The sequence below is a fragment of the Pseudomonas sp. EL_65y_Pfl2_R96 genome (assembly GCF_963970905.1).
Classification (GTDB): domain Bacteria; phylum Pseudomonadota; class Gammaproteobacteria; order Pseudomonadales; family Pseudomonadaceae; genus Aquipseudomonas.
On sequence record NZ_CAXAQH010000010.1, the window covers coordinates 150,867 to 176,342 of the forward strand.

The 25,476-nt window shown below is 60.3% G+C and carries 22 protein-coding genes; 12 read left to right on the plus strand and 10 right to left on the minus strand.

What is annotated here, in order from left to right; all coding sequences use genetic code 11:
- Window positions 1-20: 20 nt before the first annotated feature.
- The 7 genes from AACY49_RS13405 to gloB form a co-directional block, all read right to left on the minus strand.
- Window positions 21-1,631, minus strand: a complete 1,611-nt coding sequence (locus AACY49_RS13405) for an ABC transporter ATP-binding protein (protein WP_339524319.1) — start codon at window positions 1,629-1,631, stop codon at window positions 21-23.
- Window position 1,632: 1 nt separating this feature from the next.
- Window positions 1,633-2,652: an ABC transporter permease gene (locus AACY49_RS13410; RefSeq protein WP_339524321.1), complete on the minus strand. Its 1,020-nt coding sequence runs from the start codon at window positions 2,650-2,652 to the stop codon at window positions 1,633-1,635.
- Between the two features lies 1 nt (window position 2,653).
- Window positions 2,654-3,727 carry a microcin C ABC transporter permease YejB gene (locus AACY49_RS13415; protein WP_339524323.1) on the minus strand — a complete coding sequence of 358 codons (1,074 nt, stop codon included), beginning with the start codon at window positions 3,725-3,727 and terminating at the stop codon, window positions 2,654-2,656.
- A gap of 4 nt (window positions 3,728-3,731) precedes the next feature.
- Complete coding sequence (locus tag AACY49_RS13420; protein WP_339524325.1) at window positions 3,732-5,573, minus strand: extracellular solute-binding protein; 1,842 nt, start codon at window positions 5,571-5,573, stop codon at window positions 3,732-3,734.
- Window positions 5,570-7,378, minus strand: a complete 1,809-nt coding sequence (locus tag AACY49_RS13425) for an extracellular solute-binding protein (protein ID WP_445262640.1) — start codon at window positions 7,376-7,378, stop codon at window positions 5,570-5,572. The genes AACY49_RS13420 and AACY49_RS13425 overlap by 4 nt, the downstream gene beginning before the upstream one ends.
- 306 nt (window positions 7,379-7,684) lie before the next feature.
- Window positions 7,685-9,139 carry a transglycosylase SLT domain-containing protein gene (locus tag AACY49_RS13430; RefSeq protein ID WP_339524329.1) on the minus strand — a complete coding sequence of 485 codons (1,455 nt, stop codon included), beginning with the start codon at window positions 9,137-9,139 and terminating at the stop codon, window positions 7,685-7,687.
- A 99-nt stretch (window positions 9,140-9,238) separates the two neighbouring features.
- Window positions 9,239-10,006, minus strand: coding sequence for a hydroxyacylglutathione hydrolase (gene gloB / locus AACY49_RS13435; protein WP_339524331.1), 768 nt, complete (start codon window positions 10,004-10,006; stop codon window positions 9,239-9,241).
- A 65-nt stretch (window positions 10,007-10,071) separates the two neighbouring features.
- On the opposite strand from gloB, the gene AACY49_RS13440 reads away from it, so the two are divergent.
- The 5 genes from AACY49_RS13440 to AACY49_RS13460 all read left to right on the plus strand — a co-directional run bounded on the left by AACY49_RS13440 (window position 10,072) and on the right by AACY49_RS13460 (window position 15,512).
- Window positions 10,072-10,830, plus strand: a complete 759-nt coding sequence (locus AACY49_RS13440) for a methyltransferase domain-containing protein (RefSeq protein WP_320390821.1) — start codon at window positions 10,072-10,074, stop codon at window positions 10,828-10,830.
- A gap of 92 nt (window positions 10,831-10,922) precedes the next feature.
- A complete protein-coding gene (gene rnhA, locus AACY49_RS13445; protein WP_003180633.1) occupies window positions 10,923-11,375 on the plus strand; it encodes a ribonuclease HI in 453 nt (150 codons plus the stop codon).
- 208 nt (window positions 11,376-11,583) lie between these two features.
- The gene (gene dnaQ / locus AACY49_RS13450) at window positions 11,584-12,342 is read left to right on the plus strand and encodes a DNA polymerase III subunit epsilon (protein ID WP_258696069.1); all 759 of its coding nucleotides are present in this window, start codon (window positions 11,584-11,586) and stop codon (window positions 12,340-12,342) included.
- 285 nt (window positions 12,343-12,627) lie between these two features.
- Window positions 12,628-14,883 carry an Orn/Lys/Arg decarboxylase N-terminal domain-containing protein gene (locus AACY49_RS13455; protein ID WP_339524336.1) on the plus strand — a complete coding sequence of 752 codons (2,256 nt, stop codon included), beginning with the start codon at window positions 12,628-12,630 and terminating at the stop codon, window positions 14,881-14,883.
- 14 nt (window positions 14,884-14,897) lie between these two features.
- Complete coding sequence (locus AACY49_RS13460) at window positions 14,898-15,512, plus strand: GNAT family N-acetyltransferase (RefSeq protein WP_258696067.1); 615 nt, start codon at window positions 14,898-14,900, stop codon at window positions 15,510-15,512.
- On the opposite strand, the gene AACY49_RS13465 is transcribed toward AACY49_RS13460, so the two are convergent.
- Both AACY49_RS13465 and AACY49_RS13470 read right to left on the minus strand, forming a co-directional pair.
- Entirely contained in the window at window positions 15,478-16,371 is an 894-nt protein-coding gene (locus tag AACY49_RS13465) for a LysR family transcriptional regulator (protein WP_339524338.1), read from the minus strand. The two genes, AACY49_RS13460 and AACY49_RS13465, sit on opposite strands and share 35 nt — an antisense overlap.
- Window positions 16,372-16,459: 88 nt before the next feature.
- Entirely contained in the window at window positions 16,460-16,696 is a 237-nt protein-coding gene (locus tag AACY49_RS13470) for a hypothetical protein (protein ID WP_258696065.1), read from the minus strand.
- A gap of 184 nt (window positions 16,697-16,880) precedes the next feature.
- Between AACY49_RS13470 and AACY49_RS13475 the strand changes: the two genes are divergently transcribed.
- A complete protein-coding gene (locus AACY49_RS13475) occupies window positions 16,881-17,441 on the plus strand; it encodes an NADPH-dependent FMN reductase (protein WP_258696064.1) in 561 nt (186 codons plus the stop codon).
- A 202-nt stretch (window positions 17,442-17,643) separates the two neighbouring features.
- Here the strand turns inward: AACY49_RS13475 and AACY49_RS13480 are convergent, their stop codons facing one another.
- Window positions 17,644-18,594: a DUF1853 family protein gene (locus AACY49_RS13480; protein WP_339524341.1), complete on the minus strand. Its 951-nt coding sequence runs from the start codon at window positions 18,592-18,594 to the stop codon at window positions 17,644-17,646.
- Window positions 18,595-18,706: 112 nt separating this feature from the next.
- Between AACY49_RS13480 and AACY49_RS13485 the strand changes: the two genes are divergently transcribed.
- From AACY49_RS13485 to pepN, 6 genes are read left to right on the plus strand one after another with little or no spacing between them, the layout of a single operon-like run.
- Window positions 18,707-19,597 (plus strand): NAD(+) kinase, encoded by an 891-nt coding sequence (locus AACY49_RS13485; protein ID WP_007988608.1) that lies wholly within the window; start codon window positions 18,707-18,709, stop codon window positions 19,595-19,597.
- Window positions 19,594-20,568, plus strand: coding sequence for a metallophosphoesterase (locus AACY49_RS13490; protein ID WP_339524354.1), 975 nt, complete (start codon window positions 19,594-19,596; stop codon window positions 20,566-20,568). The genes AACY49_RS13485 and AACY49_RS13490 overlap by 4 nt, the downstream gene beginning before the upstream one ends.
- Entirely contained in the window at window positions 20,565-21,434 is an 870-nt protein-coding gene (locus AACY49_RS13495) for a rhomboid family intramembrane serine protease (protein ID WP_339524343.1), read from the plus strand. Before AACY49_RS13490 ends, AACY49_RS13495 begins: the two co-directional genes overlap by 4 nt.
- Before the next feature lie 31 nt (window positions 21,435-21,465).
- The gene (locus tag AACY49_RS13500; RefSeq protein WP_007937782.1) at window positions 21,466-21,726 is read left to right on the plus strand and encodes a YeaC family protein; all 261 of its coding nucleotides are present in this window, start codon (window positions 21,466-21,468) and stop codon (window positions 21,724-21,726) included.
- Complete coding sequence (locus AACY49_RS13505) at window positions 21,723-22,553, plus strand: DUF2797 domain-containing protein (protein ID WP_258696061.1); 831 nt, start codon at window positions 21,723-21,725, stop codon at window positions 22,551-22,553. The genes AACY49_RS13500 and AACY49_RS13505 overlap by 4 nt, the downstream gene beginning before the upstream one ends.
- A gap of 10 nt (window positions 22,554-22,563) precedes the next feature.
- On the plus strand, window positions 22,564-25,221 hold the full coding sequence (gene pepN / locus AACY49_RS13510; protein WP_339524347.1) for an aminopeptidase N: 2,658 nt from the start codon (window positions 22,564-22,566) through the stop codon (window positions 25,219-25,221).
- The last annotated feature ends 255 nt before the right edge of the window (window positions 25,222-25,476 follow it).

Consider the following 25,476-nt stretch of genomic DNA (forward strand, 5'->3'; position numbering starts at 1 on the left):
GTTGCTCCTCTCTTTCAGGTTTATTGCGCAGTGGCTGGTGCCAGAAAAGCGGCCTCCAGCAACTGCTGTGTATACGGATGTTGGGGGGCGGCAAAAATACGTTGCGCGTCTCCCTGTTCGACCACTTGGCCATGCTTGACCACCATCAGCTGGTGGCTCAGCGCTTTGACGACAGCCAGGTCATGGCTGATAAACAGATACGTCAGGTTGTACTTGGTTTGCAGTGAACGTAGCAGCTCCACCACTTGGCGTTGCACGGTCCGGTCGAGGGCCGAAGTCGGCTCGTCCAGCAGAATCAACGCCGGTTTTAGCACTAATGCCCGGGCAATGGCGATTCTCTGCCGTTGCCCACCGGAAAATTCATGGGGGTAGCGGTGCCGGGTTTCCGGGTCCAGACCTACCTCCTTGAGTGCCGCAATAATCGCTTGTTCCTGTTCTGCCTCGGTGCCCATCTTGTGGATCCGCAGGCCTTCGCCGACGATCTGGCTCACGCACATCCGTGGGCTCAGGCTGCCGAAGGGGTCCTGAAACACCACCTGCATTTCCCGTCGCAGCGGCCGAATTTCGTGCTGCGTCAGGCAGTCTAGCTGCTTGCCTTCAAAACGGATGACGCCTTTGCTGCCGATCAGCCGCAATATCGCCAGGCCGAGCGTCGATTTGCCGGAACCGCTTTCTCCCACAATCCCCAGAGTCTGGCCCTGGGGCAGGCTGAAATTGATCCCGTCTACCGCTTTGATATGGTCCACGGTCTTTTTCAGAAAGCCTTTCTTGATCGGGAACCAGACTTTCAGGTCCTCGACCTGCAGCAATGGCGGCCCGATAACATTGGTCGCAGGCGTTCCGCTCGGCTCCGCTGCCAGCAGTTCCCGAGTGTACGGATGCTGCGGCGCGCGGAACAATTCTTCGCACGATGCCTGTTCGACGATGCAACCGCGCTGCATGACACATACGCGATGCGCAATTCTTCGCACAAGGTTCAAATCATGACTGATCAGTAACAATGCCATGCCCAGACGGGCCTGCAATTCCTTGAGCAGTTCGAGGATTTTCAACTGAACGGTCACGTCCAGCGCGGTGGTCGGTTCGTCGGCGATCAGCAGTTCCGGCTCATTGGCCAGGGCCATCGCGATCATTACCCGCTGACGCTGGCCGCCGGACAATTCGTGGGGCAGAGCCTTGAGGCGCTTGTGCGGTTCGGGGATGCCGACCATTTCCAGCAGTTCCAGCGTGCGTTTGGTTGCGATTTTGCCGGTCAGGCCTTTGTGGATGCCCAGCACCTCGTTGATCTGCTTCTCGATCGAATGCAGGGGATTGAGCGAGGTCATCGGCTCTTGAAAGATCATCGCGATCCGGTTGCCGCGGATGTGGCGGATGGTTTTCTCTTTCAGGCTCAGCAGGTTTTGCCCGGAATACTCGATGGTACCGGACGGATGCCGGGCCAGCGGGTAGGGCAGCAGCCGCAGGATCGAATGCGCGGTCACCGATTTACCGGAGCCGCTTTCACCCACCAGGGCCAGGGTTTCGCCGCGCTTGATGTCGAAGCTGACGCCTTCGACCACCCGCTGAACGTGCTCGCCGACGACAAATTCGACGGCCAGGTCGCGCACTTCGATCAGATTGTCCTGATTCATTTCACTTCCTCGGGTCGAAGGCATCGCGAGCGGACTCGCCGATGAACACCAGCAGACTCAACATCAGCGCCAGCACCGCAAACGCACTCATGCCGAGCCACGGCGCTTGCAGGTTGGATTTGCCCTGGGCCACCAGTTCACCCAGGGACGGTGCGCCCGGTGGCAGGCCGAAGCCAAGGAAGTCCAGTGCGGTCAGGGTGCCGATGGCGCCGGTCAGGATGAACGGCATGAAGGTCATGGTCGAGACCATGGCGTTGGGCAAAATGTGGCGGAACATGATCGCACCATTGCGCATGCCCAGCGCCCGGGCCGCGCGAACGTATTCCAGATTCCGCCCGCGCAGGAACTCGGCGCGCACCACATCCACCAGGCTCATCCACGAGAACAGCAGCATGATCCCCAACAGCCACCAGAAGTTCGGCTGCACGAAGCTGGCGAGGATGATCAGCAGGTACAGCACCGGCAACCCGGACCAGATCTCCAGAAAACGCTGCCCGGCCAGATCGACCCAGCCGCCATAAAAACCCTGCAAGGCCCCGGCGATCACGCCGATGATCGAGCTGAGAATGGTCAGCGTCAAAGCGAACAGCACCGAAATCCGGAAGCCGTAAATCACCCGGGCCAACACGTCGCGGCCCTGGTCATCGGTGCCCAGCAGGTTATCGGCGGACGGCGGCGCGGGGGCCGGGACTTTCAGGTCGTAGTTGATGCTCTGGTAGCTGTAGGGAATCGGCGCCCACAAAACCCAGGCGTCCTTGGCCTTGAGCAGTTCGCGGATGTACGGGCTCTTGTAGTTGGCTTCCAGCGGGAATTCGCCGCCGAACGCGGTTTCCGGGTAACGCTTGAGTGCCGGGAAATACCAGGTGCTGTCGTAATGCACCACCAGCGGTTTGTCGTTGGCGATCAGCTCGGCGCCGAGGCTTGCGCCGAACAGAATCAGAAACAGCCACAACGACCACCAGCCACGCTTATTGGCCTTGAACAGTTCGAAACGTCGGCGATTGAGAGGGGACAGGCTCATCTCAATGCTCCCGGCTTTCGAAGTCGATACGCGGATCGACGAAGGTGTACGTGAGGTCGCCGATCAGCTTCACCACCAGCCCCAGCAGGGTGAAGATGAACAGCGTGCCGAAGACGATCGGGTAGTCGCGGTTGATCGCTGCTTCGAAGCTCATCAAACCGAGGCCGTCGAGGGAGAAGATCACCTCCACCAGCAGTGAGCCGGTGAAGAAGATGCCGATGAGCGCTGAAGGGAAACCGGCGATCACCAACAGCATGGCGTTGCGAAACACATGGCCGTAGAGCACGCGGTGACGGGTCAGGCCCTTGGCTTTGGCGGTGACCACGTATTGCTTGTTGATTTCGTCGAGGAAGCTGTTTTTGGTCAGCAGGGTCATGGTGGCGAAATGGCCGATCACCAGTGCGGTGACCGGCAGTGCCAGGTGCCAGAAGTAATCGAGGATCTTGCCGCCGGTGCTGAGCTCATCGAAGTTGTTCGAGGTCAGGCCCCGTAGCGGGAACCAGTCGAAATAACTGCCGCCGGCGAACACCACAATCAGCAGAATGGCGAACAGGAACGCCGGGATCGCGTAGCCGACGATGATCGCCGAACTGGTCCACACATCGAAGTGGCTACCGTGTCGCGTCGCCTTGGCGATCCCCAGCGGGATCGACACCAGGTACATGATCAGCGTGCTCCACAGCCCGAGGGAGATCGACACCGGCAGCTTTTCCTTGATCAGGTCGATGACCTTGGCGTCACGGAAGAAGCTGTCGCCGAAATCCAGGGTGGCGTAGTTCTTGATCATGATCCACAAGCGTTCCGGCGCCGATTTATCGAAGCCGTACATGTGCTCGATTTCCTTGACCAGCGCCGGGTCCAGGCCTTGCGCCCCACGATACGCCGAGCCGGCCACCGACACTTCGGCACCGCCGCCGGCAATGCGGCTGGTGGCGCCTTCGAAGCCTTCGAGCTTGGCGATCATCTGTTCCACCGGCCCACCGGGGGCGGCCTGGATGATCACAAAGTTGATTAGCAAAATGCCGAGCAGGGTCGGGATGATCAGCAGCAGTCGCCGAAAAATATACGCCAGCATCTGATTACTCCGTGCCCGCAGGGTCGGCTTGCAGTTTGGTTTCGACTTCTATCGGCAATGTCGCGTCGGGCTTGACCCACCAGGTATTGATGCCGATGTCATATTTGGGCGATACCTTCGGGTGGCCGATGTGGCTCCAGTACGCCACGCGCCACGTCTTGATGTGCCAGTTGGGGATCACGTAATAGCCCCATTGCAGTACCCGGTCGAGCGCTCGGGCATGGGCCACCAGGCTTTGGCGCGAATCGGCGTTGATCAGTTGCTCGACCAGTTGGTCCACCACCGGATCTTTCAAACCCATGGAGTTGCGGCTGCCGGGTTTGTCGGCGGCGTCGGTCATCCAGTACTCGCGCTGTTCGTTACCCGGCGAGTTGGACTGCGGGAAGCTGCCGACGATCATGTCAAAATCCCGGGAGCGCACGCGGTTGATGTATTGCGAGACGTCGACCCGACGGATCACCAGATCAATGCCCAGATCACTGAGGTTGCGCTTGAACGGCAGCAGTATCCGCTCGAACTCGGTCTGGGCCAGTAGAAATTCGATGGTCACCGGTTTGCCGGTGGCGTCGACCATTTTGTCGTCGACGATCCGCCAGCCGGCCTCTTGCAGCAACTGATAGGCTTGGCGCTGCTGAGTGCGGATCATGCCGCTGGCGTCGGTCACCGGGTTCTGGAACGCTTCGCTGAACACTTGCTCGGGAATCTTGCCGCGGAACGGGTCGAGGATCGCCAGTTGATCGGCGTCCGGCAGGCCGGTGGCGGCCATTTCCGAGTTTTCGAAAAAACTGCGGGTGCGCGCGTAGGCGCCGTTGAACAGTTGTTTGTTGGTCCATTCGAAGTCCAGCAACAGGGTCAGCGCGTGGCGCACGCGCACATCCTGAAGCACCGGGCGGCGCAGGTTGAACACGAAGCCTTGCATGCCGGTGGGTTTGCTGTTGGCGATCTCTTCCTTGATCAGCCGACCTTCGGTCACCGCCGGAATGTTGTAGGCCTTGGCCCAGTTTTTCGCGACCGATTCCAGCCAGTAGTCGAACTGACCGGCCTTGAGTGCTTCCAGCGCGACGGTGTTGTCGCGGTAGTAGTCGGTGGTCATCACGTCGAAATTGTAGAAGCCACGATTGACCGGCAGGTCCTTGCCCCAGTAATCCTTGACCCGTTCATAGCGTACCGAACGTCCGGCCTTCACTTCGCTGACCTTGTACGGGCCGCTGCCCAGCGGCAGTTCCAGATTGCCCTTGTTGAAGTCGCGGGTCGCCCACCAATGTTTGGGCAGTACCGGTAACTGGCCGAGGATCAGCGGCAGTTCGCGATTGTTTTTGTGCTTGAACTTGAATAGCACTTTGAGCGGGTTTTCGGCGATCACTTCTTCCACATCGCTGTAATAGCCGCGGTAGAGCGGGGCGCCGTCCTTGATCAGGGTCTGGAAGCTGAACACCACGTCTTCGGCACGCACCGGGTGGCCGTCGTGGAAACGTGCTTCGGGACGCAGGTAGAAGCGCACCCAGCTGTTGTCCGGGGCTTTTTCGACTTTGCCGGCGATCAAGCCATATTGAGTGAACGGCTCATCGAGACCCTGTTTGGTCAGGGTGTCGTAGATCATGCTGATGTCGTCGGCCGGCACGCCTTTGTTGATGAACGGATTGAGGCTGTCGAAGCCACCGAACCCGGCCTCACGGAAGATCCCGCCCTTGGGCGCGTCGGGGTTCACGTAATCGAAGTGTTTGAAATCGGCCGGGTATTTCGGCGGCTCGTTGTACAGGGTCAGGGCATGTTGCGGGGCGGCGCTGGCCAGCCCGGCGAACAACAGACCGCTGGCCTGCAAGAGCAGGGCGCGTACGGGTTTCATTGATCTTTCTCCGAAGATTTCAGCCACCACGCGCTCAGGCCCAGGGTGTAGGGTGGCGTCGTGACGAAGGCGAACCGGTTGCGGTAGGCCAGGCGGTGATAATTGAGGTACCAGTTGGGAATGATGTAGTGCTGCCACAGCAGCACCCGGTCCAGCGCCTTGCCGGCGGCGACTTGTGCATCACGGGTCTGGGCGGCGAGCAGTTGTTCGAGTAAGTGGTCGACCACCGGGTTGGCGATGCCTGCGTAGTTCTTGCTGCCTTTTACCCCGACCTGGCTGGAGTGGAAATACTGCCATTGTTCCAGACCCGGGCTGAGGGTCTGGTTGAGGGTCATCAGGATCATGTCGAAATCGAACTGATCGAGGCGCTGTTTGTACTGGGCGCGATCGACCGTGCGCAGCCGTGCGTCGATGCCGATGCTGGCGAGGTTCTCGACGTAAGGCTGAAGAATGCGTTCCAGGTTAGGGTTGACCAGCAAGATCTCGAAGCGCAGCGGTTGGCCAATAGCGTTCTGTAGTCGCTGACCATTGAGCTTCCAGCCGGCCTCGGAGAGCAGGCTCAGGGCCTTGCGCAGGGTTTCCCGTGGAATGCCGCGGCCTTCGGTCTGCGGCAGGCTGAACGGCTCGGTGAGCAGTTTGGCGGGTAATTGATCGCGATAGGGCTTGAGCAGCAGCCATTCGTGACCGACCGGAAGTCCGGTGGCCGAGAACTCGCTGTTGGGGTAATAACTCATGGCGCGTGTGTAGGCGCCGCTGAACAGCGTGCGGTTGGTCCACTCGAAATCGAACATCAGCCCCAGCGCTTCACGGACCTTGATCTCGGCGAAGGTGGACCTCCGAGTGTTCATGAACAGGCCCTGGCTCTGGGTCGGAATCTGATGCGGGATCTGCGCCTTGATCACATCGCGACGGCGCACGGCGGGGAAGTCGTAGCCGTTGTCCCAGTTTTTCGCCTGATGCTCGATGTAGATGTCGAACTCACCGGCCTTGAACGCCTCGAAAGCCACGTCGCTGTCACGGTAGAACTCGACTTCCATGCGATCGACGTTGTACTTGCCGCGATTGACCGGCAGGTCCTTGCCCCAGTAATCCTTGACCCGTTCGAAGACGATCTGTCGGCCGGGCGTTACTGAAGTGATGCGATACGGCCCGCTGCCCAATGGCGGCTCGAAGGTGGTGGCCTTGAAGTCGCGACCTTCCCAGTAATGCTGGGGCAGCACCGGCAACTCGCCCAGGCGCAGGATCAGCAGTGGATTGCCGGCGCGTTTGAAGACGAAACGGATGCGCCGTGGGTTGAGGATATCCACCCGCGACACTTCCTGAAGGTTGGTGCGGTATTGCGGATGTCCTTCCTTGAGCAGCAACCGGTACGAGAACGCCACGTCGTAAGCGGTGATCGGCGTGCCATCGTGAAAACGCGCTTCGGGGCGCAGGTTGAACACCACCCAGCTGCGGTCTTCGCTGTATTCCACCGATTGGGCAATCAGGCCATAACTGGAGGTCGGCTCATCGCCGGACGGCGCGTATTGGCCGGTGCCGACCATCAACGGTTCATTGAGTTCGTTGATGCCGTATTGCAGGAAGTTGCCGGTGGAAACCGGGCTCGAGCCTTTGAATGTATAAGGGTTGAGCGTATCGAAGGTGCCAAACGCCATCACCCGCAGCGTACCGCCCTTGGGCGCTTGCGGGTTGACCCAGTCGAAGTGGGTAAATCTGGCCGGGTACTTGAGCGTGCCGAACTGCGCATAACCGTGGCTTTCGCTGATCGTCGCGCTTGCGGAGGCGCTCAAGGCCAGGCTGATCAGGAAAAGGAGGAGGGGACGCTTCAAGTCAGAGATCCGATCCAGGCGGCTTGGGCTTTGTGGGCCGTACAGTAACAGCTTGTATCGACAGGAAAAAGACGGGGCTTAATGCGTTGTTAATTGTGAGGTGATAGTCCGGCGGATCGCAGAACCTGTGGCGAGGGAGCTTGCTCCCGCTCGGCTGCGAAGCAGTCGTAAACCTAAGTATGCGGCGTGTCAGAAATTACCGGGTTTCAGGTTTTGGGGCTGCTTCGCAACCCAGCGGGAGCAAGCTCCCTCGCCACAAAGCCCCTCGACAGGGCGTGCTGTTTAATGCGGCGAAGCAACCGTCAGCATCTGCCCCGGCTTCAGCGCCTGGCCAACCCGCGGGTTCCAGCGCTTGAGGTGCTGCATTTCAACGTTGAAGCGCTTGGCAACCATGTACAACGAGTCGCCTTGCTGGACCTTGTACTGGGTCTGCGGCTTCTGTTTGTCTGCCTTGCTGCCGGCTTTACTGTTCGCCGCCACGACGGTGTTGACGCGCCCGGAACTGCGCTTGGTGGTGTCCTGCATCACCAGGGTCTGGCCGACCTTGAGGTTTTTGCCGTTCAGCTTGTTCCAGCGTTGCAGGTCTTTGACGTCGACCTTGTTGGCCTTGGCAATGGTAGCCAGATTGTCGCCGCGCTTGACCCGGTAAGCGCGCTTGAGGCTGGCGATTTCGCTGTCGTCGGCACCTTCGAACACCGGTTTGAGCGGTCGCTGACTGATCAGCTCCTCAGGGCGCATGGTCGACAGGCTGGCGGTCAGCAGTTGCGCCTTGGACGTCGGCACCAGCAGATGCTGGGGGCCGTCGATGGTGGTGCGTTGCTTGAAGGCCGGGTTGAGCTGGAACAGCTCGTCTTCGTCGATGTTGGCCACCGCGGCAACCTTGGACAGGTCCATGCGCTGGTTGATTTCGACGACCTGGAAGTACGGTTCGTTGGCGATCGGGTTGAGGTTCACGCCATAGGCTTCAGGCGCCAACACCACTTGCGACAGGGCCAGCAGCTTCGGCACATAGGCCTGGGTTTCCGCTGGCAGCGGCAGGTTCCAGTAGTCGGTCGGCAAGCCGAGTCGTTCGTTGCGCTCGATGGCCCGGCTGACCGTGCCTTCACCAGCGTTATAGGCCGCCAGGGCCAGCAGCCAGTCGCCGTTGAACATGTCGTGCAGGCGGGTCAGGTAATCCATGGCCGCGGTGGTCGACGCGGTGATATCGCGACGGCCATCATAGAAACGGGTCTGGCGCAGGTTGAAGTAACGCCCGGTGGACGGGATGAATTGCCAAAGACCCACCGCGTCGGCCCGGGAATAGGCCATCGGGTTGTAGGCGCTTTCAATCACCGGCAACAGCGCCAGTTCCAGCGGCATGTTGCGTTCTTCAAGGCGTTCGACGATGTAGTGAATGTAGAGGCTGCCGCGTTCGCCGGCATTTTCGAGGAAGGACGGGTTACTGGCGAACCACAGGCGCTGTTGCTCGATGCGCGGGTTGACGCCCAGATTGTCCTGCAACTGGAAGCCCTGGCGCATGCGCTCCCAGACGTCCTGCGGTATTTGCGGTGTTGGTTTTTCGCTGAGCCAGATGGGTTTTTGCTTGGCTCGAGCGGCAATATTCGGAGTGTGTGTCGCTTCGGTCTGCGGCACATGGCTGGAACAGCCCGCCAAAGTGGCGGACACAGCCACCGCGATGGCTTGAGCCAAGCGGGTCAATGCGTCTGAATTGATGGCTTTGCGAGTAGATGACGACATTGGCTGGAAGTAAGTTCCGGGCAAAAATGTCGGGCGATTCTAGAAAGCGCACCCCCTGCGGTCAACCATTCAGAATTTTTGTATCATCAAGCAGCCTCCCTAGAACGTATCTTTCCAAGCTCGAAGAGCAGCAAAAACCGCACTCGGAGCCCGGTTATCGGTTCCGTTCCGTTCGTCCACTTTTTCTTTAACGGATGTTTCGCCGGTACGCAAAAACGGATTGGTGAGCTTTTCCAGTGCCAGCGTCGAAGGCAATGTCATGATTCCGGCTTCGCGTTGCCGGGTTACTTTGGCCAGTCGTTCGAGGGTATCGGAGTTGCCCGGTTCGACCGCTGCGGCAAACTTCAGATTGCTCAGGGTGTACTCGTGGGTGCAGTAGACCAGCGTGTCTTCGGGCAGCGCTGCGAGACGGCTCAGCGAGTGATGCATTTGCTCGGGCGTGCCTTCGAACAGGCGTCCGCAACCGGCGGCGAACAAGGTGTCGCCGCAAAACAAATGGCCCTGGTGATAAAAGGCGATGTGCCCCAGGGTATGGCCCGGCACCTGGATGACGTCGAAGTCCCAGCCCAGCACGCTGATGCAGTCATTGTCCTTGAGGGCCACGTCCCGCGCCGGGATGGTTTCGCTGGCCGGGCCGTAGACTGTTGCGTCTGTCGCTTTTTTCAGCCGCTCGACGCCGCCGACATGGTCATGATGGTGATGAGTGATCAGAATATCGCTTAACACCCAACCCGGGTGTGCCGCGAGCCAGGCCTGTACTGGCGCGGCATCGCCCGGATCGACCACGGCACAGCGCTGGGTGCTGTGGTCTTGTAGCAACCAGATGTAGTTGTCGGTGAACGCGGGCAGGGCACTGATCTGTATCATCGTCGGATTCGCCAAGCGGAAAACAATGGTGCATCTTAGAACTTCCTGGCGCTTTGGAGAATGCAATGACCGATAAAGCGTTCGCTCAGGCTGATCCTGACTGGCTGGCATTGATCAGCGCGGCCCGTGAATGGCTGTCCGGCCCCATCGGGCAATTTCTGCTGGACGAAGAACGGCGCATGCTCGAAGACGAGTTGGGGCGCTTCTTCGGCGGCTACCTGGTGCATTACGGCCCCTCGGCGCAGACGCCACCGTCGGCGCCGCAGGTCCAGCGCAATGTACGGCTCGGTGCGCCATTGCCGGGGGTCGAGATTGTTTGCGAAGAGCAGGCCTGGCCGTTGAGCGAGCACGCCGCCGATGTGGTGGTGTTGCAGCATGGGCTGGATTTCTGCCTGTCGCCCCACGGTTTGCTGCGTGAAGCGGCGAGCAGCGTGCGCCCCGGCGGGCATCTGCTGATTATCGGGATCAACCCCTGGAGCAGTTGGGGCCTGCGTCGTGTGTTCGCTCATGACGCCTTGCGCAAGGCCCGCTGCATTTCGCCGTCGCGGGTCGGTGACTGGTTGAACCTGCTGGGCTTCGCGCTGGAGAAACGCCGCTTCGGGTGCTATCGTCCGCCGCTTGCGTCGCCTGCCTGGCAAGCCCGTCTGGCCGGTTGGGAACGCAAGGCCGGTGACTGGCAATTGTCGGGTGGCGGCTTCTATTTATTAGTCGCGCGCAAGATCGTGGTGGGCCTGCGGCCGGTGCGTCAGGAACGACGCGAGCCGATGGGCAAGCTGATTCCGCTGCCGATGGCCAAGGTCAACCGTCGTCACCTTGAGCCGTAATACACTTTTTATATTCCCGGTCGGGTATGCCCCGGCCTCGGGCATCGTCGGTCACCGATCGGCGAGCCACCGCATTTTCTGGATAGATTGGCATGAGCGATAGCGTAGAACTCTTCACCGATGGCGCCTGTAAAGGCAACCCTGGCCCGGGTGGCTGGGGCGCGTTGCTGGTGTGCAAGGGCGTTGAAAAAGAACTCTGGGGCGGCGAAGCCAACACCACCAACAACCGCATGGAATTGATGGGCGCGATCCGTGGCCTGGAAGAACTCAAACGCTCCTGCGACGTGCTGCTGGTGACCGACTCCCAATATGTGATGAAAGGCATCAACGAGTGGATGGCCAACTGGAAGAAGCGCGGTTGGAAAACCGCGGCGAAGGAACCGGTGAAAAACGCCGACCTGTGGAAGCTGCTCGACGAACAGGTCAACCGCCACAACGTCACCTGGAAATGGGTGCGCGGGCACATCGGCCATCACGGCAACGAACGGGCCGACCAACTGGCCAACCGTGGCGTGGATGAGGTGCGCGGGTACAAGCAGGCTTGATTCCGACGTGGCACCGTGGCGCGGCCAATCGCGAGCAGGCTCGCTCCCACATTTGATCTCCATGGAGCACAAATTCAGTGTGCGCCCCCCGTTTGATGTGGGAGCGAGCCTGCTCGCGATTGGGCGCAACACGGTGTACCTGAAAGACCCCGCGAGCGTGTTAACATCGCCGTTTTTGCACGATTGACCCGTTGAGAGCTGAGCACTGATGGCCACCAGATCCGTTGTACTCGATACCGAAACCACCGGCATGCCGGTGACCGACGGCCACCGGATTATCGAAATCGGTTGTGTCGAGTTGATCGGTCGGCGCCTGACCGGCCGGCACTTCCATGTTTACCTGCAACCGGATCGCGAGAGTGACGAAGGCGCCATCGGCGTCCACGGCATCACCAACGAATTTCTGGTGGGCAAACCGCGTTTCACTGAAGTGGCCGATGAGTTTTTCGAGTTCATCAAGGGCGCGCAGCTGATCATCCATAACGCGGCGTTCGACGTTGGCTTCATCAACAACGAATTTGCCCTGATGGGCCATCATGATCGCGCGGACATCACGCAACACTGCACGATCCTCGACACCCTGATAATGGCCCGGGAACGTCACCCGGGGCAGCGCAACAGCCTCGACGCCTTGTGCAAACGCTATGGCGTCGACAACTCCGGCCGTGAACTGCACGGCGCCTTGCTCGACTCCGAGATTCTCGCCGACGTTTACCTGACCATGACCGGCGGCCAGACCAGCCTGTCGCTGGCCGGTAATGCGTCCGATGGCAATGGTTCGGGCGAAGGCGCGGACAACTCCGCCACCGAAATCCGTCGCCTGCCGGCCGATCGTCAGCCGGCCCGGATCATCCGCGCCAGTGAAGAGGATCTGGCCCAGCATGTTGCGCGGCTCGAAGCCATCGCCAAATCCGCCGGCGCCCCGTCGCTGTGGCAGCAATTGGCCGAGGCCAAGGCTCAGGCCTGATCTTGATGGGTTTTTGTGGCGAGGGAGCTTGCTCCCGCTCGGCTGCGCAGCAGTCGCAAATCCTGCCGGCACGGTGTATCTGAGCGAATTCAGGGGGCCGCTTCGCAGCCCAGCGGGAGCAAGCTCCCTCGCCACAGGTAATCATTCTGAATATTGAGATTGCCGGCCACATGATAGTGCGCCCGCCAACCCACTTCAGGGCATCCCGCTCGCCACATGCGCTCCAACCCTCTACCCTGAGGTTATTGGCAGGCCACGGTCTGCCGCTTCAGGACGCCGAGCCTCATGTATAAAGATTTGAAATTCCCGGTCCTGATCGTCCACCGCGACATCAAGGCCGACACCGTTGCCGGTGATCGTGTGCGTGGCATCGCCCGGGAACTGGAGCAGGAAGGTTTCAGTATCGTTTCGGCGGTCGATTACACCGAGGGGCGTCTGGTCGCTTCGACCCATCATGGCCTCTCCTGCATGTTGATTGCCGCCGAAGACGCCAGCACCCATTCTCATCTTCTACAGAACATGGCCGAGTTGATCCGTCTGGCACGGGTTCGGGCACCAGACCTGCCGATCTTCGCCCTGGGCGAGCAGGTAACGCTGGAAAACGCCCCGGCCGACGCCATGGCTGAGCTCAATCAACTGCGCGGCATTCTCTATTTGTTCGAAGACACCGTGCCCTTCCTCGCCCGTCAGGTCGCCCGCGCGGCGCGCAAGTATCTGGACGGTTTGTTGCCGCCGTTTTTCAAGGCACTGGTGCAACATACCGCCGACTCCAATTATTCCTGGCACACGCCAGGCCATGGCGGCGGCGTGGCGTATCACAAGAGCCCGGTGGGGCAGGCGTTTCACCAGTTTTTCGGGGAAAACACCTTGCGTTCGGATTTGTCGGTGTCAGTGCCGGAACTCGGTTCGCTGCTCGATCACACCGGTCCCTTGGCGGAAGCCGAAGCTCGAGCGGCCCGCAACTTCGGCGCCGATCACACCTTTTTCGTGATCAATGGTACCTCGACCGCCAACAAGATCGTCTGGCATTCCATGGTGGCCCGGGATGATCTGGTGTTGGTGGACCGCAACTGCCACAAGTCGGTGTTGCACGCGATCATCATGACCGGCGCGATCCCGCTGTACCTGTGCCCGGAGCGCAATGAGCTGGGGATTATCGGCCCGATTCCGTTGAGCGAATTCAGCCGTGAGTCGATCCAGGCCAAGATCGACGCCAGCCCGCTGACCCAGGGCCGCGTGCCGAAGGTCAAGTTGGCGGTGGTGACCAACTCGACTTACGACGGCCTCTGTTACAACGCCGAACTGATCAAGCAGAACCTGGGCAATAGCGTCGAGGTGCTGCATTTCGACGAGGCCTGGTTTGCCTATGCGGCGTTCCACGAGTTCTTCACCGGCCGTTACGGCATGGGCACTTCCCGCAGCGAAGACAGCCCGCTGGTGTTCACCACTCACTCCACACACAAATTGCTCGCGGCGTTCAGCCAGGCGTCGATGATTCACGTTCAGGACGGTGGTGCGCGGCAACTGGATCGCGACCGTTTCAACGAAGCGTTCATGATGCATATCTCGACTTCGCCGCAGTACAGCATCATCGCTTCGCTGGACGTGGCCTCGGCGATGATGGAAGGGCCGGCCGGTCGTTCGCTGTTGCAGGAAATGTTCGACGAGGCCCTGAGCTTTCGCCGGGCCCTGGCCAATCTGCGCCAGCATATCGCCGCCGATGATTGGTGGTTTTCCATCTGGCAGCCGCCCTCGGTGGAAAGCATCGAGCGGGTGTTCAGCCAGGACTGGCTGCTGCAACCCGATGCCGATTGGCATGGCTTTGGCGGCGTGACCGACGACTACGTGCTGCTCGATCCGATCAAGGTCACGCTGGTAATGCCGGGTTTGACGGCGGGCGGTGCCCTGAGTGCGCACGGGATTCCGGCGGCGGTGGTCAGCAAATTCCTCTGGGAGCGTGGGCTGGTCGTGGAAAAGACCGGGCTGTATTCGTTCCTGGTGCTGTTTTCCATGGGCATCACCAAGGGCAAATGGAGCACGCTGCTGACCGAGTTGCTGGAGTTCAAGCGCAGTTACGACGCCAACGTCAGCCTGGCCACCTGCCTGCCGTGCGTGGCACAACAGAATATCGCCCGTTATCAAGGCATGGGCTTGCGCGATTTATGCGATCAATTGCACGCCTGTTATCGCAGCAACGCCACGGCCAAACACCTCAAACGCATGTACACGGTGCTGCCGGAAGTCGCCATGAAGCCGGCGGACGCCTATGATCAATTGGTACGCGGTGAAGTGGAGGCCGTTTCGATCGATGCTCTGGACGGGCGGATCGCGGCGGTGATGCTGGTGCCATACCCGCCGGGGATCCCGTTGATCATGCCCGGCGAGCGTTTCACCGAGTCGACCCGTTCGATCATCGATTACCTGAAGTTTGCCCGTACATTCGACAGTAGCTTCCCCGGGTTTGTCGCCGATGTGCATGGCTTGCAACACGAAGATGAGGGCAATGGACGGCACTACACCGTCGATTGCATCAAGGAATGAGGACCTTTGCGAGTATGCAACCCGTCATGAATCCCAAATACCCAGGCCTGTCGGTGCGTGTCGCCGATGAGGGCTTTGCGGCTTATATCTGGGGCAGTGATTTCAGTTTTGAAGTCGCCGCCTACGGCGCCGCCGAAATCGGTAAGCCGGTGGCGCAGTGGCCAGTGACGCCGATTACCCCGTACCGCAAGTGTTATGGCATCGATCCCGAGGAGTTCAGCAGTTTTCGCGATGCCGCCGACAGCGAGATTTTCATGGCCTATCTGGACGACGAGCCGGTGGGGCATCTGGTGGTCAGCACCAACTGGAACGGTTTCGCTCATATCGATGAGTTGGCGGTGCATGCTCCGGCACGCCGTCATGGTGTGGCCAAGGCGCTGCTGGACGTGGCGCAGTTCTGGAGCCGCAAGAAGAAACTGCCGGGCATCATGCTGGAAACCCAGAACAACAACCTGGGGGCCTGCCGGCTTTATGAGCGGTGCGGCTATGTGGTCGGCGGGACCGATCATCTGCGCTATCGCGGGATCGACCCGAACACCGCCGAAGTGGCATTGTTCTGGTATCGGTTGTTCGATAACCCGCTGGAAAACCCGCTCAGCTCGCCAGCATCGCCACGGCTTGTTCCGTGATGATGTCCAGCAGCGCCTGAGTCGCCGAGGAGGGCTCGACGTTTTTCAGGCTCAAGGCATAGACACTGATCGGTACGGCAGGCGCCAGCGGGCAGGCGTCGAGCCCGGCCGATTTGGCGCCGAGGGCGGTAAACGGGTCGACGATGGCCAGGCCTTCGCCGGCCTCGACCATGCTGCGCATCATTTGATGAGTCTGGACCCGGGTCTGGATGACCGGGGAAGGGCGCAACGCATGCAGCTTGGTGTCCAGCGCGGGGCTTAGCGGGTCGTGACCTTCCAGGCCAACCATCGACTGACCGGCCAGGTCTTGCAGCGAGATGTACTTCTGTTTCGGTTGCAGCCAGCCATGGGGCGCCAGCAGCTGGAGTTTGCCTTGAGCGATGACCTGGCAATGGATGTCGTCGTGGTCCGGGTCGTGCAAGCTCAGGCCCAGATCGCTTTCACGCAGCAGCAGGCTTCTGACAATCTCGCGGGTCGGCTGGCTCAGGAGGGTGCAAGGTGCGTCGGGGAGGCGTCGGCGCAGGGCCGCGATGCTCTGTGGCAACAATTGTTGCGCCAGAGGCGGGGTACAGATGATTCGCAGGGGTGGGGCCAAATATTGCTTGAGGCTGCTGGCCAGTCGCTGGACCGGCTCAAGGGCTTCGTAGACGCGGGCAATCTCGACCTGTAACTCCCGCGCCTCACGCGTGGCTTGCAGACGGCCACGCACGCTGGCAAACAGCATGAAGCCCAACTGATCCTCGGCGTCACGCAGCGTGCGTTCAACCTCGGCCACCGGCAACTGCAGCCATTCGGCGGCGGTCCCCAGGTGACCGGTCTGCAAGAGCGCCTGGATCACTTCGATATGACGTAAACGCATGCGTGAAGTCCATGTTCAGCAGGTGAGGGAGTCAGTCACTGAATCCTAACTCAAGTGCGGGCATATGACTTCTGCTCATAACAGCGGGTTATGAAGCGACGTTCGTTTCAGGTTCGCGGGTGAGGGTGACGCCCGATTGCACCAGCACAAACGCGTTGTCGTCGAGTTTGTTGACCCGGTCGCCAATGGCCAGTTTATAGGTGGTAACAGGCGCAGAGCCGGCGAGGCCGTCGTGCGACGGGGTGGATTCCTGGAACTCATGCACGGAATAAACGCGGCCTTCCGCGTCTCTTGCATGGAACTGACCGACGAGTACTGCTGCCATCTGCTTAGAACCTCTGGAGATAAATCACTCAATTTGCGGTTCTGTAGACCGTGGTTGGGCGAAGTAAGTTTTCCTACAGGAAAAAAATTGTCAGGGGCGGCGATTTTCCGTCGCCCGCTGGTTGAATCGTCATTTGATCATCTATAACTAGAAGCTCTTCCCATCGGACAGTCGAGAATCTTCCATGAGCAACGTCTACGAGATTGCCGTTTTGGTCGGCAGCCTGAGAAAAGCGTCGATCAACCGCAAGGTCGCGCTGGCGCTGGCCGAGCTGGCGCCTGCCAATCTGAAGTTGAATATCGTCGAGATCGGTGATTTGCCACTCTACAACGAAGACATCGATGGCGAGTCACCGCCGCAAGCCTACAGCACTTTCCGACAACAAGTGAGCTCATCCGACGCGGTGCTGTTCGTGACCCCGGAATACAACCGTTCGGTTCCGGCACCGTTGAAAAACGCGATCGACGTGGGTTCGCGCCCCTATGGCAAGAGCGCCTGGAACGGTAAGCCGGGTGCGGTGATCAGCGTTTCACCGGGGGCCGTCGGTGGGTTTGGAGCCAACCACAACGTGCGCCAGTCCATGGTGTTTCTCAATGTCCCGTGCATGCAGCAGCCGGAAGCCTATCTGGGCGGCGCCGGTTCAGCATTCGACGAGGCGGGCAAGTTGTCGGAGTCGGTCAGGCCGTTCTTGCAGAAGTTCATCGATGCGTATGCGCAGTGGGTCGAGCAGCATAAAAAGCTATGACCCCGTCATGTGGCGCTGATTAATTCTTGTGGCCAGCCACAATCCCCGTGGGAGCGGGCTTGCCCGCGAAAGCGGTGTATCAGGAGGCATCAATGTTGACGGTTCCGCCGTCTTCGCGGGCAAGCCCGCTCCCTCAGGATCACACTAAACCCTGTGGGAGCGGGCTTGCCCGCGAAAGGGCCCGTCCACTCGCCACAAAAACTCAACCACTGCCCGGCACATTCGGCCAAAGATCGGAAACCAGAAACAACCGCTCGGCTTCTTCCCAATCCCCTTTGGCATTCTCTGTCAGTCGCACCATCAATTGCGCCGGTGCCAACGGGTCCAGATCGCTCAGCCACGCCTTCAGCTGTTCAGCGTTCCAGGTCTGCTCCTCGGGATAGTGCGCCGGCGCCAGCCAGGCATGGCGGGGCAGGGGTTGCCAGCGACCGAACGGGCGCTGCACGACAAAGCCCGCCCAGTCCTTCTGATGCAGCCAGCTGCCGCGCAAATGCTGAGGGTGCGCGCCGCTCGGTGGTTCGGCCTGTCCCGGCCATGGGTAGAGCAGATAACCGCCCAGCCACAGGTGCGCACTGAATTGCTGGATATCCAGCGACGCCAGCACTTCACGGCTTTCCGCCCGCGCGGAAATCGGCAATTGATGCCGGCTCAAGTGCTCCAGCTTTCGGTCCAGCCGATCGTGACAACCCGGTCCGAGCCACTGCGCGGCGTCATGGCCGTCACCGTTCTGTGGCCCAAGATAGAGCTTGATCGCCAGTTCCAGGTGATGCACGCCGTCGCGATCACGCAGCAGCATGTCCAGCTCACCGAGGGTGTGGCCTTCGCGGCGGATCGGCATGTTGGCGGCAATCAGCTCGATGCCCGGCGCGTGTCGCACGGCGTATTGCCACAGCCGCTCGTAGTACAAGCCCAGCCGCCGGGTCCTGGCCTGGGCGAGCCAGTGCAGCAAGTCGTAACTGTCGCGATCCAGTTGCCTGAGCCAGTGTTCCAGGCGCTCCGGCGCCTGCACCCAATCGCTGCCGGCCAATGGATGACGCTGCGGCCACGGGGTGACGCTGAGCATCGGCGGCGCGAGGATGACCCAGGCCAGGTCGCGCACTTCAGGGTGGCGCAACTGGTGAGGTAACTGGAGCAAGTCCGGGAATAAGATCATTCTGCGAGCATAGCCTCTTAAGTCGTGGCTGAAAGGGTTTTGTCTACGCCGTGCTTTCGCCCATAATCGTGTTTTTCGCCGTCGCAGGCCCCCGCGTCCCAATAGGAGCCCCATGGAGCAATTTCGTAATATCGGCATCATCGGTCGCCTGGGCAGTTCTCAGGTGCTGGATACCGTCCGCCGACTGAAACGGTTTCTGCTCGATCGTCACCTGCACGTGATCCTCGAAGACACCATCGCCGAAGTCCTGCCGGGCCATGGCCTGCAAACCTCGTCGCGCAAGATGCTCGGTGAAGTCTGTGACATGGTGATTGTGGTCGGTGGTGATGGCAGCCTGCTGGGCGCCGCCCGGGCGCTGGCCCGACACAACATTCCGGTGCTCGGCATCAACCGTGGCAGCCTGGGATTCCTCACCGATATCCGCCCCGATGAGCTGGAAGTCAAAGTCGCCGAAGTGCTCGACGGCCACTATCTGGTGGAAAACCGCTTCCTGCTGCAAGCCGAAGTCCGGCGCCACGCCGAGGCCATCGGCCAGGGCGATGCGCTGAACGACGTGGTGCTGCACCCCGGCAAATCGACGCGGATGATCGAATTCGAGTTGTACATCGACGGCCAGTTCGTCTGCAGCCAGAAGGCCGACGGCCTGATCGTCGCCACGCCGACCGGTTCCACCGCCTACGCCTTGTCAGCGGGCGGCCCGATCATGCATCCCAAGCTCGACGCTATTGTGATTGTGCCGATGTACCCCCATACCTTGTCAGGTAGGCCGATTGTGGTCGATGGCAACAGTGAGCTGAAAATCGTCGTGTCCAAAGATATGCAGATTTACCCGCAAGTCTCCTGTGACGGGCAGAATCACTTCACCTGCGCGCCCGGTGACACCATCACCGTCAGCAAGAAAGCACAGAAGCTGCGGCTGATTCATCCGCTCGACCACAACTACTATGAAGTCTGCCGGACCAAGCTCGGCTGGGGCAGCAAGTTGGGTGGTGGAGGCGACTGATGCTCGATCCCGCGCGTAGCTACGACCTGATCGGTGACGTGCACGGTTGCGCTCTGACCCTTGAGCATTTGCTCGACCGGCTCGGTTACCACAAACAGGCTGGCGTCTGGCGGCATCCGTCGCGCATGGCGGTATTCCTTGGCGACATCATCGACCGTGGCCCGCGGATTCGCGAGGCGCTGCACATCGTCCACGACATGGTCGAGGCCGGTCAGGCGCTGTGCATCATGGGTAACCATGAATTCAACGCGCTCGGCTGGAGCACCCCGGCGTTGCCGGGCAGTGGCAAGCAGTTCGTGCGTGAACATACGCCGCGCCACGCGCGCCTGCTTCAGGAAACCCTGGCCCAGTTCGAAGATCATCCCGAAGATTGGCATGACTTCCTGCAATGGTTCTATGAACTGCCATTGTTCGTCGATGCCGGACGCTTTCGCGTCGTGCATGCCTGCTGGGATGCCGGCCTGATCGAGCCGTTGCGCGGGTTGTTCCCCGATGGCTGCATCGATGAACACTTCCTCCAGGCCTCCGCAGTACCGGGCAGTTTTGCCTGCACCGTGTTCGATCGCCTGTTGCGCGGCACCGACATGCGCTTGCCCCACGGCTTGACCATGACCAGCGGCGACGGCCTGACGCGCTCGTTTTTCCGCACCAAGTTCTGGGAAGACGACCCGCAAACCTACGGAGACATCGTGTTCCAACCCGACGCCTTGCCTGAGCCGGTGGCCCGCACGCCGCTGTCGTCCATAGAAAAAGACAACTTGCTGCGCTATGGCATCGATGAGCCGATGTTGTTCGTCGGCCACTACTGGCGTAGCGGAAAACCGGCGCCGATCCGCCCGAACCTGGCGTGCCTGGATTACAGCGCGGTGCTCTACGGCAAACTGGTCGCTTATCGTCTGGACCAGGAAACCCGTCTCGACCCGCATAAATTTGTCTGGGTCGATGTCGAGCGGCCGGAGTTGCTGCAATGACGGCGGTGGCGGTATTGCGTCTGCCGCTGGCGGTGGATTTGAGCGGGTTCGTCAAACTGCTGCAGCGCATGCAAGTGCCCCATCGGGTCAGCGAAGAGGCGGGCGAGCAGGTGCTGTGGGTGTCGGCCAGCATCAGCGAAGACGTGCGCTCGTTGTACGAACGCTTTCCGGCCGGCGACCCGGATCAGCAACTGGATATCCCGGTGACGCAGACCCCGCAGCGTCCGGGCTTCGTCGAGCAGTTGCGCCACAGCAAGGCCACGGCGTTCGTGCTGTTGTTGAGCCTGATCGTCGGGCTGGTGACGCTGCTTGGCGAAAACCTCGAGACGATGCGCTGGCTGACGTTTCTCGATTTCCGCGTGGTCGGCGAATACATCCATTTCACACCACTGGCCGACAGCCTGGCGGCGGGGCAGTGGTGGCGTCTGGTGACGCCGATGCTGATCCACTTCGGCATCCTGCACCTGGCCATGAATGGCATGTGGTACTGGGAGCTGGGGCGGCGCATCGAGTCGCGTCAGGGCAGCATCAACCTGATCGGCCTGACATTGCTGTTCAGCCTGGTGTCCAACTATGCCCAGTTCTTTTTCAGCGGCCCGACCCTGTTTGGCGGGTTGTCCGGGGTGCTGTACGGCCTGCTCGGGCATTGCTGGATCTTCCAGATTCTGTCGCCGAACCCGGCTTATCGCCTGCCCCGTGGGGTGTTGGTGATGATGCTGGTGTGGCTGCTGTTGTGCCTGTCGGGGCTGGTCTCGATGATCGGCTTCGGCGAGATTGCCAATGCGGCCCACGTTGGCGGGTTACTCATCGGATGCTTCACCGGTTTGTTGGGCGGTTTGTACAACCGCCGTAAACTGGCCGTCTAAACAGTTATGAATGAAGAGCGCGGAGCCCTTGATGTCCTCTTTTAACGAAATGATCAAAAACATCACCCCGGATATCTACCAGAGCCTGAAACTGGCGGTGGAGATCGGCAAATGGTCGGACGGTGGCAAGCTCACCGCCGAACAACGCGAACTGTCCCTGCAAGCGATGATCGCCTGGGAAATCCAGAACCTGCCCGAGGAACAGCGCACCGGCTACATGGGCCCGCAGGAGTGCGCGTCGAAGTCGATCGAAGTGCCGAACATTCTGTTCAAATCGGATGCCATCCATTGATCGAGATTGGCCGCGGTGCAATCAGCAAAATGTCGGCGCGTCTTGACGGGCCGAACGTGCAGTACGCTTTTCGTCTGGGCGACGCCGAGGTGCCGGTCAATCCGTTGATCGGCACTACGGTGCGCCTGGAGTATCTGGGGGCGATCCACTGCACCCATTGCGGACGCAAGACCAAAACCAGTTTCAGCCAGGGTTACTGCTACCCGTGCATGACCAAGCTGGCGCAGTGCGACATCTGCATCATGAGCCCGGAACGTTGCCACTACGACGCAGGTACTTGCCGAGAGCCCGAGTGGGGCGAAAAATTCTGCATGACCGATCATGTGGTGTATCTGGCCAATTCGTCAGGGATCAAGGTCGGCATCACCCGCGCCACGCAGTTGCCCACCCGCTGGCTCGATCAGGGCGCCAGCCAGGCGTTGCCGATCGTGCGCGTCTCGACCCGCCAGCAATCGGGCTTCGTCGAAGACCTGTTCCGCAGCCAGGTCGCCGACAAGACCAACTGGCGTGCTTTACTCAAGGGCGATGCGGTGGCGGTGGACCTGGCGCAGGTTCGCGATCAGCTGTTTGAAAGCTGTGCGGACGGTTTGCAAGGCTTGCAGGAGCGATTTGGCCTACAGGCAATCCAGACCATTACCGATGTCGAACCGCTCGAAATCCGCTATCCGGTCGAGCAATACCCGGCCAAAATCGTCAGCTTCAACCTGGACAAGAACCCGATTGCCGAAGGCACGCTGCTGGGGATCAAGGGCCAGTACCTGATTTTCGACACCGGCGTGATCAATATTCGTAAATACACGGCCTACCAGCTCGCCGTGCATCAGTAAGGATTCCAGAATGCGCACCGAACAACCGAAGATGATCTACCTGAAGGACTATCAGGCGCCCGAGTACCTGATCGACGAGACGCACTTGACCTTCGAGTTGTTCGAGGACCACAGCCTGGTCCATGCGCAACTGGTGATGCGCCGCAATCCCGAGCGTGGCCCGGGCCTGCCGCCGCTGGTGCTGGACGGTCAGCAACTCGACCTGCTGTCGGTGACGTTGGCCGACCAGGAACTGAGCGCCACCGACTACCAGTTGACCGAGAATCATCTGACTCTGCATCCGACCAGCACAAGCTTCACGGTCGACACCAGTGTCCGGATTCACCCGGAAACCAACACCGCCCTTGAAGGCCTGTACAAATCCGGCACCATGTTCTGCACCCAGTGCGAGGCCGAAGGTTTCCGCAAGATCACCTATTACCTCGACCGCCCGGATGTGATGAGCACGTTCACCACCACGGTGGTGGCCGAGCAGCACAGCTATCCGGTGCTGCTGTCCAACGGCAACCCGATTGCCTCCGGTCCCGGCGAAGACGGCCGCCACTGGGCGACCTGGGAAGACCCGTTCAAGAAGCCGGCCTACCTGTTCGCGCTGGTGGCCGGTGACCTGTGGTGCGTCGAAGACACCTTCACCACCATGACCGAGCGCACCGTGGCGCTGCGCATTTACGTCGAGCCGGAAAACATCGACAAGTGCCAGCACGCCATGAACAGCCTGAAGAAGTCCATGCGCTGGGACGAAGAGGTCTACGGTCGCGAGTACGACCTGGACATCTTCATGATCGTTGCGGTCAACGACTTCAACATGGGCGCCATGGAAAACAAGGGCCTCAACATCTTCAACTCCAGCGCCGTGCTGGCCCGCGCCGAAACCGCTACCGACGCCGCGCACCAGCGTGTGGAAGCGATCGTTGCCCACGAATATTTCCATAACTGGTCGGGCAACCGCGTGACCTGCCGCGACTGGTTCCAGCTGTCGCTCAAGGAAGGTTTCACCGTGTTCCGTGATTCCGGCTTCTCCGCCGACATGAACTCGGCCACGGTCAAGCGCATCCAGGACGTGGCGTATCTGCGCACCCACCAGTTCGCCGAAGACGCCGGCCCCATGGCCCACGCCGTGCGCCCGGACAGCTTCATCGAGATTTCCAACTTCTACACCCTGACCGTGTACGAAAAGGGTTCGGAAGTGGTCGGCATGATCCACACCTTGCTCGGGGCCGACGGTTTCCGCAAAGGCAGCGACCTGTACTTCGAACGCCATGACGGTCAGGCCGTGACCTGCGACGACTTTATCAAGGCCATGGAAGACGCCAACGGTGTCGACCTGACCCAGTTCAAACGCTGGTACAGCCAGGCCGGCACACCGCGTCTGGTGGTGAGCGAGTCCTACGATGCCGCTGCGCAAACCTACAGCCTGACCTTCCGCCAGAGCTGCCCGGAAACCCCGGACAAGGTGGAAAAACTGCCGTTCGTGATTCCGGTGGAGCTGGGGCTTCTTGATTCGAAAGGCGCGGCGATTGCATTGCGTCTGTCCGGCGAAGCCAGCGCTCAGGGCACTTCGCGGGTTATCTCGGTGACTGAAGCCGAGCAGACCTTCACCTTTGTCGACATGGCTGAAAAGCCGCTGCCGTCGTTGCTGCGTGGCTTCTCGGCGCCGGTGAAGCTGAGCTTCCCGTACGACCGCGATCAACTGATGTTTCTGATGCAGCACGACAGCGACGGCTTCAACCGCTGGGATGCCGGTCAGCAACTGTCGGTGCAGGTGTTGCAAGAGCTGATTGCCCAGCAGCAGAAGGGTGAAGCGTTGGTACTGGATCAGCGTCTGGTTGCAGCGCTGCGTACCGTGCTGTCCGACGAGACTTTGGATCAGGCGATGGTTGCGGAAATGCTTTCGCTGCCGAGCGAAGCCTACCTGACCGAAATCAGCGAAGTGGCTGATGTCGAGGCCATCCATACCGCTCGCGAATTTGCTCGCAAGCAGCTGGCGGACAATCTGTTCGAACCGCTGTGGCAGCGTTATGAAGCTAATCGCGATCTGTCGAAAAAGACTCCGTATGTGGCCGAGGCTGAGCATTTTGCCCGCCGCGCGCTGCAAAACATCGCGCTGTCGTACCTGATGCTCAGCGGCAAGCCGCAAGTCTTGGCGTCAACCCTTGAGCAGTTCGAGGCGTGCGACAACATGACCGAACGCCTGACCGCATTGGCGGTACTGGTGAATTCGCCATTCGAAGAACAGAAAGCCACGGCGTTGGCGAGCTTCGCCGAGCACTTCAAGGACAATCCGCTGGTGATGGATCAGTGGTTCAGCGTTCAGGCCGGCAGCACGTTGCCGGGTGGTCTGGCACGGGTCAAAGCCTTGATGCAACACCCGGCGTTCACGATCAAGAACCCGAACAAGGTGCGGGCACTGGTCGGTGCGTTTGCCGGGCAGAACCTGATCAACTTCCACGCGGCCGACGGTTCCGGGTATCGGTTCCTGGCGGATCTGGTGATCGAGTTGAACGGCTTCAATCCGCAGATCGCGTCTCGCCAACTGGCACCGCTGACGCGCTGGCGCAAGTACGACAGCGCCCGTCAGGCGTTGATGAAAGGCGAACTGGAGCGGATTCGTGCGTCGGGGCAACTGTCCAGCGACGTGTTTGAAGTGGTCAGCAAAAGCCTGGCCTGAGTTTGACCTTGCTCCTTCAGGGTTCACACGGACCCTGTAGGAGCGAGGCTTGCCTGCGATGGCGGCCTGATAGCCGACCGGGATTTTTGATGGTGTACATATCCGTTTCTGCGGTAATGGCCACTTAAGGTTCCGCTCTTACAGCGGGTCACTTTTGGCAAACGCCCTCCGTGTCAGGCTACCTGTCGCCCTTGTTGATTGACTCAGTCACTCAAGAGGGCGAAGGTGATTAGCAATGGCAAAGCGTTATGACGA